This window comes from Enterobacter sp. BNK-22, from assembly GCF_048684805.1.
GTDB lineage: Bacteria > Pseudomonadota > Gammaproteobacteria > Enterobacterales > Enterobacteriaceae > Enterobacter > Enterobacter quasiroggenkampii.
This window is the reverse complement of record NZ_JBLQTT010000001.1, coordinates 827,788-843,719: the sequence shown is the minus strand read 5'-3', so window position 1 is coordinate 843,719 and position 15,932 is coordinate 827,788. Positions and strand designations below refer to the sequence as shown.

16 protein-coding genes and 1 pseudogene are annotated in these 15,932 nt (G+C 57.1%); 7 read left to right on the top strand and 10 right to left on the bottom strand.

Annotation, left to right across the window (positions count from 1 at the left end; translation table 11 throughout):
• Position 1: 1 nt before the first annotated feature.
• Together ACMGGE_RS03860 and nasR are read right to left on the bottom strand one after the other, a co-directional pair.
• Positions 2–1,249: a CmpA/NrtA family ABC transporter substrate-binding protein gene (locus ACMGGE_RS03860; protein WP_420293374.1), complete on the bottom strand. Its 1,248-nt coding sequence runs from the start codon at positions 1,247–1,249 to the stop codon at positions 2–4.
• 228 nt (positions 1,250–1,477) lie between these two features.
• Complete coding sequence (nasR, locus tag ACMGGE_RS03855) at positions 1,478–2,662, bottom strand: nitrate regulatory protein NasR (RefSeq protein ID WP_045908983.1); 1,185 nt, start codon at positions 2,660–2,662, stop codon at positions 1,478–1,480.
• A 72-nt stretch (positions 2,663–2,734) separates the two neighbouring features.
• Between nasR and ACMGGE_RS03850 the strand changes: the two genes are divergently transcribed.
• From ACMGGE_RS03850 to ACMGGE_RS03840, 3 genes are all read left to right on the top strand, one after another.
• Positions 2,735–3,088 carry a DsrE/DsrF/TusD sulfur relay family protein gene (locus ACMGGE_RS03850; RefSeq protein WP_008499522.1) on the top strand — a complete coding sequence of 118 codons (354 nt, stop codon included), beginning with the start codon at positions 2,735–2,737 and terminating at the stop codon, positions 3,086–3,088.
• Between the two features lie 106 nt (positions 3,089–3,194).
• A complete protein-coding gene (locus ACMGGE_RS03845) occupies positions 3,195–4,979 on the top strand; it encodes a methyl-accepting chemotaxis protein (RefSeq protein ID WP_008499521.1) in 1,785 nt (594 codons plus the stop codon).
• Positions 4,980–5,190: 211 nt separating this feature from the next.
• On the top strand, positions 5,191–5,430 hold the full coding sequence (locus tag ACMGGE_RS03840; protein ID WP_013096243.1) for a DUF1883 domain-containing protein: 240 nt from the start codon (positions 5,191–5,193) through the stop codon (positions 5,428–5,430).
• A gap of 30 nt (positions 5,431–5,460) precedes the next feature.
• On the opposite strand, the gene ACMGGE_RS03835 is transcribed toward ACMGGE_RS03840, so the two are convergent.
• Both ACMGGE_RS03835 and chaB read right to left on the bottom strand, forming a co-directional pair.
• Positions 5,461–6,156, bottom strand: a complete 696-nt coding sequence (locus tag ACMGGE_RS03835) for a gamma-glutamylcyclotransferase (protein ID WP_420293373.1) — start codon at positions 6,154–6,156, stop codon at positions 5,461–5,463.
• Positions 6,157–6,333: 177 nt separating this feature from the next.
• Positions 6,334–6,564, bottom strand: coding sequence for a putative cation transport regulator ChaB (gene chaB / locus ACMGGE_RS03830; protein ID WP_045908986.1), 231 nt, complete (start codon positions 6,562–6,564; stop codon positions 6,334–6,336).
• Between the two features lie 270 nt (positions 6,565–6,834).
• Between chaB and chaA the strand changes: the two genes are divergently transcribed.
• On the top strand, positions 6,835–7,935 hold the full coding sequence (gene chaA, locus ACMGGE_RS03825) for a sodium-potassium/proton antiporter ChaA (RefSeq protein ID WP_045908987.1): 1,101 nt from the start codon (positions 6,835–6,837) through the stop codon (positions 7,933–7,935).
• A gap of 94 nt (positions 7,936–8,029) precedes the next feature.
• On the opposite strand, the gene kdsA is transcribed toward chaA, so the two are convergent.
• From kdsA to hemA, 6 genes and pseudogenes are all read right to left on the bottom strand, one after another.
• Positions 8,030–8,884 carry a 3-deoxy-8-phosphooctulonate synthase gene (gene kdsA / locus ACMGGE_RS03820; RefSeq protein WP_023312123.1) on the bottom strand — a complete coding sequence of 285 codons (855 nt, stop codon included), beginning with the start codon at positions 8,882–8,884 and terminating at the stop codon, positions 8,030–8,032.
• A 36-nt stretch (positions 8,885–8,920) separates the two neighbouring features.
• Positions 8,921–9,730: an invasion regulator SirB1 gene (gene sirB1 / locus ACMGGE_RS03815; RefSeq protein WP_024907069.1), complete on the bottom strand. Its 810-nt coding sequence runs from the start codon at positions 9,728–9,730 to the stop codon at positions 8,921–8,923.
• 29 nt (positions 9,731–9,759) lie between these two features.
• Positions 9,760–9,882, bottom strand: a pseudogene (locus ACMGGE_RS03810) (siroheme synthase); the annotation flags it as partial.
• A complete protein-coding gene (prmC, locus tag ACMGGE_RS03805; RefSeq protein WP_420293372.1) occupies positions 9,864–10,694 on the bottom strand; it encodes a peptide chain release factor N(5)-glutamine methyltransferase in 831 nt (276 codons plus the stop codon). The gene prmC and the pseudogene ACMGGE_RS03810, both read right to left, overlap by 19 nt.
• Positions 10,694–11,776, bottom strand: a complete 1,083-nt coding sequence (gene prfA / locus ACMGGE_RS03800; protein WP_021240360.1) for a peptide chain release factor 1 — start codon at positions 11,774–11,776, stop codon at positions 10,694–10,696. Before prfA ends, prmC begins: the two co-directional genes overlap by 1 nt.
• Positions 11,777–11,817: 41 nt before the next feature.
• A complete protein-coding gene (hemA, locus tag ACMGGE_RS03795) occupies positions 11,818–13,074 on the bottom strand; it encodes a glutamyl-tRNA reductase (protein WP_024907067.1) in 1,257 nt (418 codons plus the stop codon).
• Positions 13,075–13,275: 201 nt separating this feature from the next.
• On the opposite strand from hemA, the gene lolB reads away from it, so the two are divergent.
• The 3 genes from lolB (at position 13,276) to prs (ending at position 15,826) form a co-directional block, all read left to right on the top strand.
• Positions 13,276–13,887 carry a lipoprotein insertase outer membrane protein LolB gene (gene lolB / locus ACMGGE_RS03790; protein ID WP_063621904.1) on the top strand — a complete coding sequence of 204 codons (612 nt, stop codon included), beginning with the start codon at positions 13,276–13,278 and terminating at the stop codon, positions 13,885–13,887.
• Positions 13,884–14,753, top strand: coding sequence for a 4-(cytidine 5'-diphospho)-2-C-methyl-D-erythritol kinase (gene ispE, locus ACMGGE_RS03785; RefSeq protein ID WP_420293371.1), 870 nt, complete (start codon positions 13,884–13,886; stop codon positions 14,751–14,753). Before lolB ends, ispE begins: the two co-directional genes overlap by 4 nt.
• 125 nt (positions 14,754–14,878) lie before the next feature.
• A complete protein-coding gene (prs, locus tag ACMGGE_RS03780) occupies positions 14,879–15,826 on the top strand; it encodes a ribose-phosphate diphosphokinase (protein WP_003856663.1) in 948 nt (315 codons plus the stop codon).
• The last annotated feature ends 106 nt before the right edge of the window (positions 15,827–15,932 follow it).

The following is a 15,932-nucleotide window of genomic DNA, read 5'->3' as shown; positions in this document are numbered from 1 at the left end:
ATCAGGCCCCTTTACGGTGAATGGCGAAACGGCTGGCGTATCCTTCCGGGTCGGTACCGTTCCAGACGGTGCCGTCCATCAATGTGCTGCTGCGTAGTGGTGAAGTCGGTGTGGTAATGCCCCCCACCGCCGTGGCTGCATCCTGCCAGACCGCCGTCTGGTTAATGCGCTGTGCGATGCCCGTATAGTCCGGGGCGGCTTTGAGCAAGCCCCAGCGGCGGAACTGGGTTAAGAACCACATGCCGTCGGAGTGATACGGGTAGCTGACGGCCCCCTCGTTGAAGAAGCGGATCGGGTGCGCGTCCTGCCAGCGCTGGCCCAGGCCGTTGTCGTACTCGCCGAGCATGCGTCCGGTGAGATACTGCTCTTTGCAGTTGAGCCACGCCCGGCGGGAGAGGATCTGCGCGGTTTCGCGTTTGTTTTCCGGGGAGGCCTCAATCCAGCGCGCCGCCTCCAGCACTGCGCTCACCAGCGCCCGGGCGGTGTGCGGATTTTTCTCCACCCAGTCGCGACGCGTACCGAGGATTTTTTCCGGATGGTCGGCCCAGATAGACTGCGACGTGGCGGCGGTAAAACCGATGCGGTCGTTGATGGCACGCGCGTTCCACGGCTCGCCGACGCAAAAGCCGACCATGTTGCCAATGCGCATGTTCATCACCATCTGCGGCGGCGGCACCACCACCGTACGCACGTCGTCAAAGGGGTGAATGCCCGCGCTGGCCAGCCAGTAGTAGAGCCACATGGCGTGCGTCCCGGTCGGGAAGGTGTGCGCGAAGGTATAGGTGCCAGGCGCCTGCTGCCCAATCAGCTTTTTCAGCCCGTCAAGGTCACGAACGCCCTTCTCTGCCAAATCGCTGGAGAGCGTAATCGCCTGGCCGTTCTGGTTGAGGATCATCAGGTTAGCCATCTGCTGTGGCTTGCCAGCGATGCCTAGCTCCAGTCCGTACAGCAGGCCGTAAAGAATGTGCGCGGCATCGAGTTCGCCCGCCACCAGCTTGTCGCGCACCGCCGCCCAACTCGCCTCTTTGGTGGGCAGGATGGTAATACCGTATTTTTTATCAAACCCTTTCAGCGCAGCGATAACCACCGGGGCACAGTCGGTCAGCGGGATAAACCCGATGCGCACTGTTTCCTGCTCCGGTTTATCCGAGCCTGCCGCCCATGCGGCCTGCATGACACCCGGCAACAGAATTGCACCACTCGCCAGCATGCTGGCCTGCAAAAAACGCCGTCTCGACAAATCCGCCATGACCACTCCTGAAAAAAAACCAAAAAAAAGCGCCCACGGTGCCGAAGCACCAGTGGACGCCTTTATCCCGAAGACGGATGCACCGCCGTTGGCGCATCGTCAAAAATGGTTAATCTGATAATGCAAAGTGAATGCCAGGTTTTAACACACTGTTTCTTGCGGTGCTTACCGTTCTTCCCTCGCCTTTACGCACCGCAAACAGGCATAAAATGCCCACTGACCGTGCAGCTACTCCTTTGGTGTTACCTGCCATACATTCTTCACCATGAGCAGCGCGCGGGCGATATCCACCATCCTTTGGTTCTTGTCCATCGCCATTTTGCGCAGCGCCGTCCAGGCCTGTTCCTCACTCATATTCTGGTGGGTCATCAGCACGCTCTTCGCTTTATCAATGATTTTGCGCTCTTCAAGCGTATCGCGCAGCGACGCAAGCTGACGTGAGAGCTGCTCTATCTCGCGCGCCTGCTGGCGAACCAGGGTAAGCAACGGTTTTTCCGGATAGCGGATCGGCGGATCATCCTGTTCATCGCCGGGGAGCGCGTACTCATCGTCACGGTGAATGCATTCGTCCACCGCGACCATCAGATCGGCGATGATCGTCTCCTCCAGCGTGCGCAGATGCTCAAGGCGCGCGGTTTGCAGAGCAAACCAGGCCAGTGCGGTAAGGCCGTTATCGGCGGCAGGCTGGCGGGTACAGGCCACGCGCCGGAGTTGCTCCGTTTCACGATCGGGCTGACAGTGCATTGAAAAGGTGGTCTGAACGTCAGTGGAGCTGTGTGAGAGAAAGATCTCAAAGCAGGCCTGCTGCCCGTCAATGCGGTCAACCAGCCTCTGACGAGTCACATCATCGAAAAAACCCTGCGTGAAGCCAATCGCCCCCAGCGCCCGCTCCTGTCCTGCCAGCTCTTTTCCCTGCATCAGGCTATAAAGCGCGACAAAACGTCCTGCGATTTGCGGATCGTCAATGCTGTCATTAAGCTGCGGCACGATACTGAGCAGATGGCGAAGCATGCGGGAGTAGTGTTCCATCGCCTGGGGTGCCGTTACAGTCTGCTGAATCACACCGTCACGCAGCGCGGGAAGTGTATCCAGGCTCAGGAGCGCGCCGCCGATGCGTTCACAGACGGCACTTCCTGGGATCGGCGACTGTGTTTCAAGAATGCCGTAAAGGGCAGCGAGGTTTTCATCCACCAGCGCCCGGCTGGCTTTGCATTCGGGGGCGTAGAGCTTGCCCTGTGAGCAGAGCCAGACGTTGGACGCCCCGCGCTCGCACTGTAACATGTGCACCAGTTGGCTAATGCCGTGCACAAGCACACCCAGCTGTGCCAGCTTGCTGAACTGCTCCTGGCGCATCATCTTTGCGCGCGTGAGCCATTCGGCAGCGCCTGGCGAAATGCCTGCCATTAATATCATGCTTACTCTCCCGGACAGCGAAACTCCGGGAAATTAAGCAATATTCGTGCCTTTATAAGAACAGGAGTCAACATGCAGAAGATTGTGATCGTCGCCAACGGTGCGGCCTACGGGAGTGAATCGCTTTTTAACAGCCTGCGCCTGGCCATTGCGCTGCGCGAAAAAGAGAGTGACCTCGCGTTACGCCTCTTTTTAATGTCGGACGCGGTCACCGCCGGGCTCAAGGGACAAAAACCGGCCGAGGGCTATAACATTCAGCAGATGCTGGAGATCCTGACCGCGCAAAACGTGCCGGTGAAGCTGTGCAAAACCTGCACCGACGGGCGCGGTATCACCGGGCTGCCGCTGATTGATGGCGTAGAAATTGGTACGCTGGTTGAGCTGGCCGAGTGGACGTTGTCCGCTGATAAAGTATTAACTTTTTAATAATAAACCCGTAAAAATATTATTTTCTTATGGACGCGGTTTCAGCATCAAGTTTACCTGCGGGGTTGCCGATAGGCATGGAAACAACACAGCAGGTATTTCACTTATGTTCAGATCGATTCGTGCACGCATCATCGCGGCGACAGCAGGCTGTCTGGTCGTCGCCCTTCTCCTCAATACCGTTATTAACTTCCAGGTCACACGCCAGGATAACCAGCAGTCACAGCGCGATATCCTGACCAGCACCAGCGCCAGCCATAACATGGCGATTGCCGACTGGGTCAAAAGCAAGATGACGGTGATTGCCTCTGCCCAGACCGTAGCGCTGAGTGACGATCCGGTTCCGGTGTTTAAACAGCTTGCGCAGGCGGGTGGATTCACCAACGTTTATGTCGGCTACGCCAGCAAAACGGCGAAATTCTCTGAGCCCGCGGGTGTCCCGGCGGATTATGACCCGACCATTCGCCCGTGGTATCAGCAGGTGGTCAGCACGGACGGCCCGGTCGTCACCGCGCCCTACGTTGATGCAGGTACCGGTAAACTGGTGGTGACCTTCGCCGTGCCGGTGAAAGAGAATGGCGCCCTGAAAGCGGTGGTGGCGGGCGATGTGGCCATGGACAGCGTGGTGGCGAACGTGCGCGGGATCCATCCAACTCCGTCCAGCAGCGGCTTGCTTCTGAACAGTGACGGCAGCGTGATAGCGGCTAACGATCCGGCGCTGACGCTTAAACCGTTTGCTGAGACCATCAAAGGCATCGATTTTGCTGCGCTGAAAAGCGGTAACCTTGTCGACGGTACGCTTAACGACGTCGAAAAAACCTTCGTGGCGACAGCCGTGCCGGGCACAAACTGGCTGCTGGTCGTCGCCCTCGACAACGGTGACGCCACCTCCGGCATGCGTTCCCTGCTTAAGGCATCGGCGATTTCGCTGGTGATCCTGGCGCTGCTGAGCGCGGCCATTGTTCACCTCCTGATCGCCCGTCTGCTGAAGCGCCTGTCTGACATTCGCGACGCGATGCACAACATTGCCAACGGGACTAACGATCTGTCGCAACGTCTGCCGGACAGCGGCGAAGACGAGGTGGCGCAGATTGCCCAGGCCTTTAACGCCTTCAGCGATAAGCTGTCGGTGGTGATGGTGCAGCTCCGTGATGCCAGTGAGTCGGTGAAAAACGCCGCCCAGGAGATTGCGGCGGGTAACCAGGATCTCTCCGGACGTACCGAGCAGGCGGCATCCAGCCTGCGCGAGACGGCCAGCGCCGTGGAGCAGATCACCGCCTCCGTGACCCAGTCGAACGAGTCAGCGGCAGAAGCGAATGACCAGGCGAGTAAGGCCTCTGCGGCCGCTGCGCGCGGCGGCGAAGTGGTATCCCAGGCGATCAGCACCATGCAGTCCATCGAAGTCGCGTCGGCTAAAATTGGCGACATCACCAGCGTGATTGACGGTATCGCGTTCCAGACCAACATTCTGGCGCTGAATGCCTCCGTCGAGGCGGCCCGTGCCGGGGAGCAGGGGCGTGGGTTTGCCGTGGTGGCAGGCGAAGTGCGTAACCTGGCGAGCCGTAGCGCCCAGGCGGCGAAAGAGATCAAATCGCTGATCGATTCCACCACCGACAGCGTGGCCACCGGCTCCCGCTACGTGCATCTGGCCGGGGAAAGCATGGACGAGATCCGCTCCAGCATCGGCAGCGTCTCCGGCATCATGCGCGAAATCTCCATCGCCACCAGCGAGCAGATGAAAGGCATTCACGAGATCAACCACGCGGTGACCCATCTCGACCGCATGGTCCAGCAGAACGCCGAACTGGTGGTGCAATCCGCCGCCGCTGCGGGTGCCCTGCAGAGCCAGGCGGGCGACCTTGCTGAAACCGCCGGCCATTTCCGCATTTAATTTTCTCGCGGCGCGCGTTTAGCGGGTAAAACGCGCGCCAGCGGAAATTTTGAGGAATTTTGTCATTTTTGTTTAATCGTTATGCCATTTTTTGATCAAAATCAGCATCCCACCCCCTCCCCTTTGGTGTTATGCCATGAGTGAATTGTGAACAACATCACGCTCGGATATGGCAGCAGGGAGAGCGTTGTTTAAGACTACGGGGTAAAAAATGGCACTGGTAAAAACAAGTTTGAAGCTGTTTGGCGGGGATACGGTTGTGGTGCGTTGCTCAGAGCGCTGTCGTATTCATCTCATGAGTGCGAAAGCACAAAAACAATCCCAGGCGGATATTCTGACCGTGCAGGACGATAAGGCCTGGCTTACCGTGCCATATACCGGCACGTGGGATGTGCTGATCGACAGCCACAGCCAGTCGCTGGAGCATTCTGTCAGTTACGTAGCAGCATAACGTCAAACGCCCGGCAAGCCGGGCGTATTTTCAGGCAAAACCCGGTCGCAGCGTGCCGTTGAGCGGGTTTCCTTCCAGCTGCGCCTTCACCTTCGCCACCAGCTCATTCAGACAATCGTCCTGCATGCCGAGGCGGGTCAACTCCTGATCGAGGGAGAAGAGATACTGCGCGTTGGTACCCAGCGGTCCGCTGGCGGCAGCAATCAACGGGGCGATGACCTGCGTGCGGGTGTCCGCTTCATACAGCGGATGGCGCGGGTCCATGATAAACACCAGCGCATTGACGGTGCGTCCGTCGTCCAGCTCCAGCTTACACCAGCTCGGCATATAGCAGCCGGTGATCATCTCACGCTTCCAGAGCAGCGTAAGCTCCTCTTCCAGCGTTGCATCCGGGAGGCGATACGCCACGCCCGTGGTGCGCCCGCCCTCTTTCAGTGCAAGCATACGTCCGGGCTGGCACGCGCTGCCGCGTCCGGCCGTCAGACGCAGGCAAAATGCGCGGTGCCAGCCAGGCAGCGTTCCCGTTGCCGATTCGACAAATTCCAGCGCCGGGTTCCACATCAGGGAGCCGTAGCCAAAAATCCATACCGGGCCATCATCCGGGCGGCAGGCAAGCGTAGCAGCAAGTGACGCCGCACGTTGTTCAGCTGACCAGAGAAGCGATTCCTCAATAGCACCAAATGCCGTCTTACAATCTGCCTTCATTAAGAAATCACGCGTTAACACTTTCCACCTCCGCCACTGCATGCTTCCTTGCGACATCTGTAATTCGCCTTCCCGGCATTATGTGCTGGTCATTTTGCCAGCAGTTAAATAACGATAAGCAATTAGCGGACCAGTTGCAATACAACGGCAGTTCAACCGCCTGAAAAGTCAAAATGAAGGCAGCGAATTATTTCACGGCTATTTCTTTTTGTGCCATTTATCGTCGTCTCCTTTTTCATATTCATGTTTTACGGCGGCCCAGGCGACTTTGTGTGCCGTCTCTTCACGGCTGGCATCATCCCGGCGATCCTCCTTATCTTTGTACTGATCCCATGCACTGTTAAACGCCTCTTTGTAGATATCCTGCGCGTGAGCGGGCAGCACATTTTGCACGTTATCGGGTAATTCGCGTTTCGTTTTATATGGCATCACTCACCTCTCTTTTGCTTAAAGAGATAAGTGTGGACGACGATATGCCAGCGTGCCACCTGGTCTTAATTTATGGATTAACATTATACCTAATTAATTGTTATTTAATAAATATTATGTAAAAACCGTCAATTACAGGCGTCAGATATTAAATTTATGACAAAGGGTAAAATTAAGTAAAAAATTAAGGGTATTTAACAGAGATCTGTTAATTTAATGCCCTCAAAAATCTATCTATAATTACAAGCACCTGCATTGATGGAGAAGCACATGACAGCAACACACGAGGCGGTAAAGACCCGCCACAAGGAGACGTCTCTCATTTTCCCGGTTCTGGCACTGGCTGTGCTGCTCTTCTGGGGAAGCAGTCAGTCACTGCCAGTGGTGGTTGGTATCAATATTCTTGCCCTGGTCGGTATTTTAACCAGCGCCTTTAGCGTCGTTCGCCATGCGGACGTACTGGCCCACCGTCTGGGCGAGCCCTACGGATCGTTAATTCTCAGCCTTTCCGTCGTTATTCTCGAAGTCAGCCTGATTTCCGCGCTCATGGCGACCGGCGATGCCGCGCCGACGCTGATGCGCGACACCCTTTACTCGATCATTATGATTGTGACGGGCGGCCTGGTGGGCTTCTCTCTGCTGCTGGGCGGGCGTAAATTCGCGACCCAGTATATGAACTTGTTCGGCATTAAACAGTATCTAATTGCCCTCTTCCCGCTGGCGATTATCGTGCTCGTCTTCCCGATGGCGCTGCCGGGTGCAAACTTCTCCACCGGTCAGGCGCTGCTGGTCGCGCTGATTTCCGCAGCCATGTACGGCGTGTTCCTGTTGATTCAGACCAAAACGCACCAGAGCCTGTTTGTGTATGAGCATGAAGACGACAGCGACGATGATGACCCGCACCACGGTAAGCCGTCGGCCCACAGCAGTGCGTGGCATACGGTTTGGCTGATCGTGCATCTGATTGCGGTGATTGCCGTCACCAAGATGAACGCCAACCCGCTGGAAACGCTGTTAACCGAGCTGAACGCGCCGGTAGCCTTTACCGGCTTCCTGGTGGCGCTGCTGATCCTGTCTCCTGAAGGGCTGGGCGCGCTGAAAGCCGTCTTAAACAATCAGGTACAGCGCGCAATGAACCTGTTCTTCGGCTCCGTGCTGGCGACTATTTCACTCACCGTGCCTGTGGTGACGCTGATTGCCTTTATGACCGGTAACGAGTTGCAGTTTGCGCTGGGCGCGCCGGAGATGATTGTGATGGTAGCCTCGTTGCTGCTGTGCCAGATTTCGTTCTCAACCGGGCGCACCAACGTGCTTAACGGGGCAGCGCATATGGCGCTGTTTGCGGCCTATTTGATGACGATTTTTGCCTGAGAGTGATCCGGTGCGGCCTGATCCCCTCACCCCAACCCTCTCCCCCAGGGAGAGGGAGACAACATAAAAAAACCCGCCGAAGCGGGTTTTTTTATTATTTGCTGGTATCCAGCTCGTCGAAGCTCTTCACCAGATCGTCAATCGCTTTAATCTGTTTCAGGAACGGCTCCAGCTTATCCAGCGGCAGTGCGGATGGGCCGTCGCATTTTGCGTTATCCGGATCCGGGTGCGCTTCAATGAACAGACCCGCCAGACCGGTTGCCATACCGGCACGCGCCAGTTCGGTCACCTGAGCACGACGGCCACCGGACGCGGCGCCAAACGGGTCGCGGCACTGCAGCGCGTGGGTCACGTCGAAAATCACCGGAGACTGGCCGGAGACATTTTTCATCACGCTGAAGCCCAGCATGTCCACCACCAGGTTGTCGTAACCGAAGTTAGCGCCACGGTCGCACAGGATCACCTGATCGTTACCACCTTCGATAAACTTATCGACGATGTTGCCCATCTGACCCGGGCTCACGAACTGTGGTTTTTTCACGTTGATCACGGCACCGGTTTTCGCCATCGCGGCAACCAGGTCGGTCTGGCGAGCCAGGAATGCCGGGAGCTGAATCACGTCTACCACGTCTGCCACCGGCTGCGCCTGAGAGGCTTCATGCACGTCGGTGATCACTTTCACGCCAAAGGTCTGCTTCAGCTCCTGGAAAATCTTCATCCCCTCTTCCAGGCCCGGGCCACGGTAAGAGTTGATGGAGGAGCGGTTGGCTTTGTCAAAAGAGGCTTTAAACACGTACGGGATGCCCAGCTTCTGGGTCACGGTCACGTAGTGCTCGCAGATACGCATGGCGAGGTCGCGGGATTCCAGCACGTTCATGCCGCCAAACAGCACGAAAGGCAGGTCGTTTGCTACCTTGATATCACCAATGCTAACCACTTTTTGTTTCATAGGATCGCCTTATTCAGGTGTGAATCGGAATTAAGATTAATGCAGTGTAATTTGCTTGTGCGAGATCGCGTTGATCTGTGCACGAATCATTTCGCTAATGGGGTCTTCCGGACACTGCTCAACGAAATAGCTCAGATCGTTTAGCGCCACGTGCTCGCAGTCGAGCTGGGCATAGATCAGCCCGCGGTCGCGAATTTCGTACGGGTCTTCCGGATTAAACTGCAGCAGCACTTCGCTGGCGCGCAGGGCCAGCTCCATCTGACGCTCTTCCATTAACGCTGACTTCAGCGTATCGAGCAGCTTGCGGATCACTTCTGCGTTATCCGCCTCGTCGAGATCTTCGTTGAAGAGCTCAGCCACCGGGCTGATGTTGCCTTTCAGCCACACGTCCAGCGTATGTTCATCCAGCGTGTCGCCGTTGAAGGGATTAATGAGCCACATCTCGCCGTCCAGCCACTCCGCACGCAGGATCATCTGCGTCGGGAAAATAACCGGCACCAGCGGAATATCCAGGCGATGCGCGACCCACAGTAAAATAGAGCCCAGCGCAACGGCGCTGCCCTGACGATTTTTTAAGACCTGGTCCAGCCATAATGCGTCAGACAGGCGATACACGCCCCGCGTGTCGCAGAAACCCCATTCGCCGTAGAAAAGCTCAAGCAGCTTCTCTAATTGCCAGTCTTGCGGTCGCGCCTGATTAATCTCTTCACGCGCCAGGCTGACCAGATTCTCCAGCTCATCGTAGACAAACTGCGACGTAAAATCGTCGCGAATCATCTCAGAAATCAGGATCATGCCATCGCAAAGCGGCACTTTATTAAATTCGAAATCGGCTAAGGACCTCATGACTTACCCCAGTAACGACCGAGCGCACAACGACGCCCGGACGAGATAAAACTCAAAACGATGTAGATGATAACGCCAAACCGCCTTTCAGTCAGCCTTACGCCTTTATCAGTAAATGGCAGATAGCCTGCACTCATAGCCACTGCCCCAGCGTCAGGCGTTCGTTGCCGCCATAGTCCCGGCAGGTTTTGACGTCGGCGTAGCCCGCCTGGGTAAACAATGCCCGCACGCTTTCTCCCTGCGTCCAGCCATGCTCCACGAGAAGCCAGCCGCCGGAAAGTAAATGTTGTCGTGACGTTGTCACAATGTGATCAAGGTCGGCTAAACCTTCCCTGGCAGCGACCAGCGCCGTCAGGGGTTCGAAGCGCACATCACCCTGCGCAAGGTGCGGATCATGCTCGTCAATATAGGGTGGGTTACTGACAATGATGCCGAACGTCTGGTTCTCCAGCGCGCTAAACCAGCTGCTTTGCCGCACCGTTACGTTGGTCAGGCCAAGACGTTCCACGTTGCGCTGCGCCAGCGCCACCGCGTCGGGCATCACATCCACTGCCGTCACCGCGCAGTCGGGTCTTTCACTGGCGAGCGCCAGCGCGATGGCCCCGGTGCCTGTGCCGAGATCGAGAATGCGGCAGGCCGCCGTCGGTAAACGCGCCAGCGCCTGTTCGACCAGACACTCGGTATCGGGACGCGGGATCAGCGTCGCCGCCGAGACGTAAAGCGGTAACGACCAGAACTCACGCTCACCGACAAGGTGCGCCACCGGCTCGCCGTGCTTACGGCGGGCAAGCAGCGTGGCGAGCCGTGCTTCCTGCTCAGCGGTCAGTTCGGTTTCACCGAAGGCCAGCAGGTACGTGCGGGCTTTGCCCGTCACATGCTCAAGTAAAATTTCGGCATCGCGTTTCGGGCTTTCGCTTTCGGAAAGCTCAGCGGCAGCCTCACGTAACCAGCGCTGAAAATCCATTATTCCTGCTCGGACAGTGCCGCCAGCTGGTCGGCCTGGTATTCCTGCACGATAGGCTCAATCAGCATATCCAGCTTGCCTTCCATCACTTCATCCAGACGATACAGCGTCAGGTTGATGCGGTGGTCGGTTACACGGCCCTGCGGGAAGTTATAGGTGCGGTTACGGTCGCTGCGATCGCCGCTCCCCAGCAGGTTACGACGCGTAGACGCTTCCGCCTGCTGGCGTTTCGCCATTTCGGCCGCGTGGATACGCGCACCCAGCACGGACAGCGCTTTGGCTTTGTTTTTATGCTGGGAACGTTCGTCCTGACACTCCACCACGATACCGGTTGGCAGGTGGGTAATACGGATGGCGGAGTCGGTGGTGTTAACGTGCTGACCACCCGCCCCGGAGGAGCGGAAGGTATCAATACGCAGGTCCGCCGGGTTGATGTCCGGCAGCTCCGCTTCCGGCAGCTCCGGCATCACCGCCACCGTACAGGCGGAGGTGTGGATACGGCCCTGAGATTCGGTGGCCGGAACGCGCTGTACGCGGTGACCGCCGGATTCAAATTTGAGACGACCATATACGCCGTCGCCGCTAATCTTGGCGATAACCTCTTTGTAGCCACCGTGTTCGCCTTCGTTGGCGCTCATGATCTCCACGCGCCAGCGACGCGACTCGGCGTAGCGGCTGTACATGCGGAACAGATCCCCGGCAAACAGTGCCGCTTCGTCACCGCCGGTCCCGGCGCGGACTTCCACAAACGCGTTACGCTCGTCGTCCGGATCTTTTGGCAGCAGAAGCACCTGAAGCTGCTGCTCCATCTCCTCAGAACGCGCTTTCGCATCCTGCAACTCTTCCTGCGCCATCTCGCGCATTTCAGGATCGTCGAGCATCATCTGCGCGGTTTCGATATCTTCCTGAACCTGTCGCCAGTCGGTAAAGCATTTAGAAACATCACTTAACTGCGCGTATTCACGTGAGAGCGCGCGAAAACGCTCCTGGTCCGCAATGGTCCCGGCATCGCCGAGCAGCGCCTGGACTTCTTCATGGCGCTCGTGCAGAGCTTCCAGTTTAGCGACGATAGAAGGCTTCATAGGCGTAAGTGCACCTTGTCTTAGAAAATGGGTATAGGGCGCTATTCCAGCCCGAGGCTGTTGCGCAGAATAGTCAGGCGTTCATCATCCCCGTCACGGGCAGCCTGCTGAAGAGATTTGGTTGGCGCATGGATCAGGCGGTTGGTCAGTTTCCACGCCAGATCCTGCATAATTGCATGTGCGTCGCCGCCCTGCTCCAGGGCCGCTAACGCTTTGGCTGTCAGGTCGTCACGCACCTGCTCCGCCTGTCCGCGATACTCGCGGATAGTCTCGCTGACGCTTTGCGCGCGCAGCCAGGCCATAAACTCACTGGTTTCCTGCTCAACAATGGTTTCCGCCTGCACCGCCGCCGCTTTACGCTGGGCGAGGTTGTGCGAAATGATGCTTTGCAGGTCATCCACGCTGTAGAGGTAGGCGTTAGGCAGTTTGCCCACTTCCGGCTCAACATCGCGAGGGACGGCGATATCCACCAGCAGCATCGGCTGATTACGACGGGACTTCAGCGCACGCTCCACCATCCCTTTGCCGATAATTGGCAGCGGACTGGCAGTCGAGCTGATAATAATGTCCGCCTCTTTCAGACGTTCATCGATGTCGCTCAGGGCAACCACCTCTGCGCCCACTTCATCCGCCAGCACCTGCGCGCGTTCGCGGGTGCGGTTAGCGATAATCATCTTTTTCACTTTATGCTCGCGCAGATGGCGCGCCACAAGTTCGATGGTTTCGCCCGCGCCCACCAGCATCACGGTGACGGTGGAGAGGGATTCAAAGATTTGGCGCGCAAGGGTACAGGCCGCGAAAGCAACGGAAACCGCACTGGCACCAATGTCGGTTTCGGTTCGCACACGCTTCGCCACGGAGAATGACTTCTGGAACATGCGCTCCAGCTCGCTGGCCTTCAGATGCCCTTTTTGCGAATCCGCAAAGGCTTTTTTCACCTGACCCAGAATTTGCGGTTCGCCGAGCACCAGCGAATCCAGCCCGCTGGCCACGCGCATCAGATGGCTGACGGCATCGTTGTCCTGATGCCAGTACAGGCTGTTGCGCAGCTCGTCTTCATTGAGATTGTGGTAGTCGCATAACCAGCGGATCAGCGCTTCGTGCAGGTTATCCTGCTCTTCCACGCTTAAATAGAGCTCGGTACGGTTGCACGTCGAGAGCACCACGCCACCCTGCACCATCGGCTGTGCAAGCAGGCTGTCCAGCGCCAGGTCGAGCGTATCTGGCGAAAACGTTACGCGTTCTCGCAGCGAAACCGGGGCTGTTTTGTGGTTGATGCCGAGTGCTAATAGGGTCATGTTGAGCGGGAGTAGTACCAGCGTTAATAAGGTTAGCAGAACGCATCATACAGGATGCGCGAGATCAATAAAAGAGACAGCCCCCTTTCGGAGTAATAGGTTACACAACGCTTTGAGATAATTTGAACGTAGACGGTAGCCCCCTTCGACGCTAGCATTAACAGTTATAACTGCAACGTATCTCAAGGATTTGTCCTCATTATGACCCGACTGATTCGCCTGCTGCCCCTGGCGGCACTGGTTCTGACCGCGTGTACCGTCACTCAACCAAAAGGCCCGGGCAAAAGCCCTGACTCGCCACAGTGGCGTCAGCACCAGCAGGACGTCCGTAATTTGAACCAGTACCAGACCCGCGGCGCGTTTGCTTATCTCTCGGATGAGCAAAAAGTGTATGCACGCTTCTTCTGGCAACAAACGGGTCAGGACAACTATCGCCTGCTGCTGCTGAACCCGCTGGGCAGCACCGAGCTGGAGCTTATCGCGAAACCGGGCGAAGCGCAGATCACCGATAACAAAGGCCAGCACTACACCGCAACCGATGCCGAAGAGATGATTGGCAAGCTGACCGGAATGCCTATCCCGCTCAACAGCCTGCGCCAGTGGATCCTCGGCCTGCCGGGTGACGCCACCGACTACACGCTTGACGATCAATATCGTCTGAGCCAGGTGAACTACACCCAGAACGGCAAAACCTGGAAAGTGGTGTACAGCGACTATGACAGCAAGAGTAAACCGTCGCTGCCATCGAATATGGAACTCACCCAGGGCAGCCAGCGCATCAAGCTGAAAATGGACAACTGGATCGTTAAATGATGACCCACTGGCCCTCTCCGGCAAAACTGAATCTGTTTTTATACATTACCGGCCAGCGCGCTGACGGCTATCACACCCTGCAGACGCTGTTTCAGTTTATTGACTATGGCGACACGATCTCCATTGAACTGCGCCAGGACGGTCAGATTTGCCTCCTGACGCCGGTCGACGGCGTGGCGCATGAGGACAACCTGATTGTGCGCGCCGCGCGTCTGCTGATGAACGCCGCAGCGGAATCGGGTCGCCTGCCTGCGGGAAGCGGTGCGGATATTCGTATCGAGAAACGTCTGCCGATGGGCGGCGGTCTGGGCGGCGGCTCATCTAACGCCGCCACGGTGCTGGTTGCCCTGAACCACCTCTGGAGCTGCGGGCTGTCGCAGGACGAACTGGCAGGCCTGGGCTTGACGCTAGGCGCGGATGTTCCGGTGTTTGTTCGCGGTCATGCGGCCTTTGCCGAGGGCGTGGGGGAAATCCTCTCCCCGGTCAACCCGCCGGAAAAATGGTATCTGGTTGCTCACCCCGGCGTGAGCATTCCGACCCCGGTCATCTTCAAAGATCCTGACCTGAAAAGAAATACCCCGATTCGGTCAATAGAAACGTTATTAAATTGTGAATTCAGCAACGATTGCGAGGATATCGCAAGAAAACGTTTTCGCGAGGTTGATGCGGTGCTTTCCTGGCTGTTAGAATACGCGCCGTCGCGCCTGACTGGTACAGGGGCCAGTGTCTTTGCTGAATTTGACACCGAATCCGCCGCTCGTCAGGTGCTTGAGCAAGCGCCGGTTTGGCTGCATGGTTTTGTAGCGCGTGGGATGAACATTTCCCCCCTACAGCAGGCCATTCTGGCGCAGACTGAGTTTCGGTGACAACGTCACCCTGTTCCAGACGTTGCATCGCGCTCTTTAATACACCGCCTGGATAGCCTTTGCCTGGCCCGCACAGTTTACGGCGAACGCTATCCACCACTGGACGCATGCCTGAGGTTCTTCTCGTGCCTGATATGAAGCTTTTTGCTGGTAACGCCACCCCGGAACTAGCACAACGTATTGCCAACCGCCTGTACACTTCCCTCGGCGACGCCGCCGTAGGTCGCTTTAGCGACGGCGAAGTCAGCGTACAAATCAACGAAAATGTACGCGGTGGTGATATTTTCATCATCCAGTCCACCTGTGCTCCAACGAACGACAACCTGATGGAACTGGTTGTTATGGTCGACGCCCTGCGTCGCGCTTCCGCAGGCCGTATCACTGCTGTAATCCCTTACTTCGGCTATGCCCGCCAGGACCGTCGCGTCCGTTCCGCGCGTGTGCCAATTACCGCGAAAGTTGTCGCTGACTTCCTGTCCAGCGTTGGCGTTGACCGCGTACTGACCGTTGACCTGCACGCAGAGCAGATCCAGGGCTTCTTCGACGTCCCGGTTGATAACGTATTCGGCAGCCCAATCCTGCTGGAAGACATGCTGCAGCTGAACCTGGATAACCCAATCGTGGTTTCTCCGGACATCGGCGGCGTGGTACGTGCCCGTGCTATCGCTAAGCTGCTGAACGATACCGACATGGCGATCATCGACAAACGTCGTCCGCGCGCTAACGTTTCTCAGGTGATGCACATCATCGGTGACGTGGCTGGCCGCGACTGCGTGCTGGTTGACGACATGATCGATACCGGCGGTACGCTGTGTAAAGCGGCTGAAGCGCTGAAAGAGCGTGGTGCCAAGCGCGTATTCGCTTACGCGACCCACCCGATCTTCTCCGGCAATGCCGTAAACAACCTGCGCAACTCCGTGATTGACGAAGTTGTGGTATGCGATACCATCCCACTGAGCGACGAGATCAAGGCACTGCCAAACGTGCGTACCCTGACCCTGTCCGGGATGCTGGCCGAAGCGATTCGTCGTATCAGCAACGAAGAATCCATCTCTGCAATGTTCGAACACTGATCGAGCACGGCCAAAAAACCCGCTGCGGCGGGTTTTTTTGTCTCTGGGTTTTATTTGTATGATTAATGCCTCCTTCACCTGCCATTCATATGACAGATGATGCGCA

Coding starts and splice junctions, on each gene's coding strand:
- ACMGGE_RS03860 (WP_420293374.1), bottom strand. CDS start 1,249: ATGGCGGATTTGTCGAGACGGCGTTTTTTGCAGGCCAGCATGCTGGCG.
- nasR (WP_045908983.1), bottom strand. CDS start 2,662: ATGATATTAATGGCAGGCATTTCGCCAGGCGCTGCCGAATGGCTCACG.
- chaA (WP_045908987.1), top strand. CDS start 6,835: ATGACAGCAACACACGAGGCGGTAAAGACCCGCCACAAGGAGACGTCT.
- ispE (WP_420293371.1), top strand. CDS start 13,884: ATGATGACCCACTGGCCCTCTCCGGCAAAACTGAATCTGTTTTTATAC.
- lolB (WP_063621904.1), top strand. CDS start 13,276: ATGACCCGACTGATTCGCCTGCTGCCCCTGGCGGCACTGGTTCTGACC.
- ACMGGE_RS03845 (WP_008499521.1), top strand. CDS start 3,195: ATGTTCAGATCGATTCGTGCACGCATCATCGCGGCGACAGCAGGCTGT.
- kdsA (WP_023312123.1), bottom strand. CDS start 8,884: ATGAAACAAAAAGTGGTTAGCATTGGTGATATCAAGGTAGCAAACGAC.
- prfA (WP_021240360.1), bottom strand. CDS start 11,776: ATGAAGCCTTCTATCGTCGCTAAACTGGAAGCTCTGCACGAGCGCCAT.
- prmC (WP_420293372.1), bottom strand. CDS start 10,694: ATGGATTTTCAGCGCTGGTTACGTGAGGCTGCCGCTGAGCTTTCCGAA.
- ACMGGE_RS03840 (WP_013096243.1), top strand. CDS start 5,191: ATGGCACTGGTAAAAACAAGTTTGAAGCTGTTTGGCGGGGATACGGTT.
- hemA (WP_024907067.1), bottom strand. CDS start 13,074: ATGACCCTATTAGCACTCGGCATCAACCACAAAACAGCCCCGGTTTCG.
- chaB (WP_045908986.1), bottom strand. CDS start 6,564: ATGCCATATAAAACGAAACGCGAATTACCCGATAACGTGCAAAATGTG.
- ACMGGE_RS03850 (WP_008499522.1), top strand. CDS start 2,735: ATGCAGAAGATTGTGATCGTCGCCAACGGTGCGGCCTACGGGAGTGAA.
- sirB1 (WP_024907069.1), bottom strand. CDS start 9,730: ATGAGGTCCTTAGCCGATTTCGAATTTAATAAAGTGCCGCTTTGCGAT.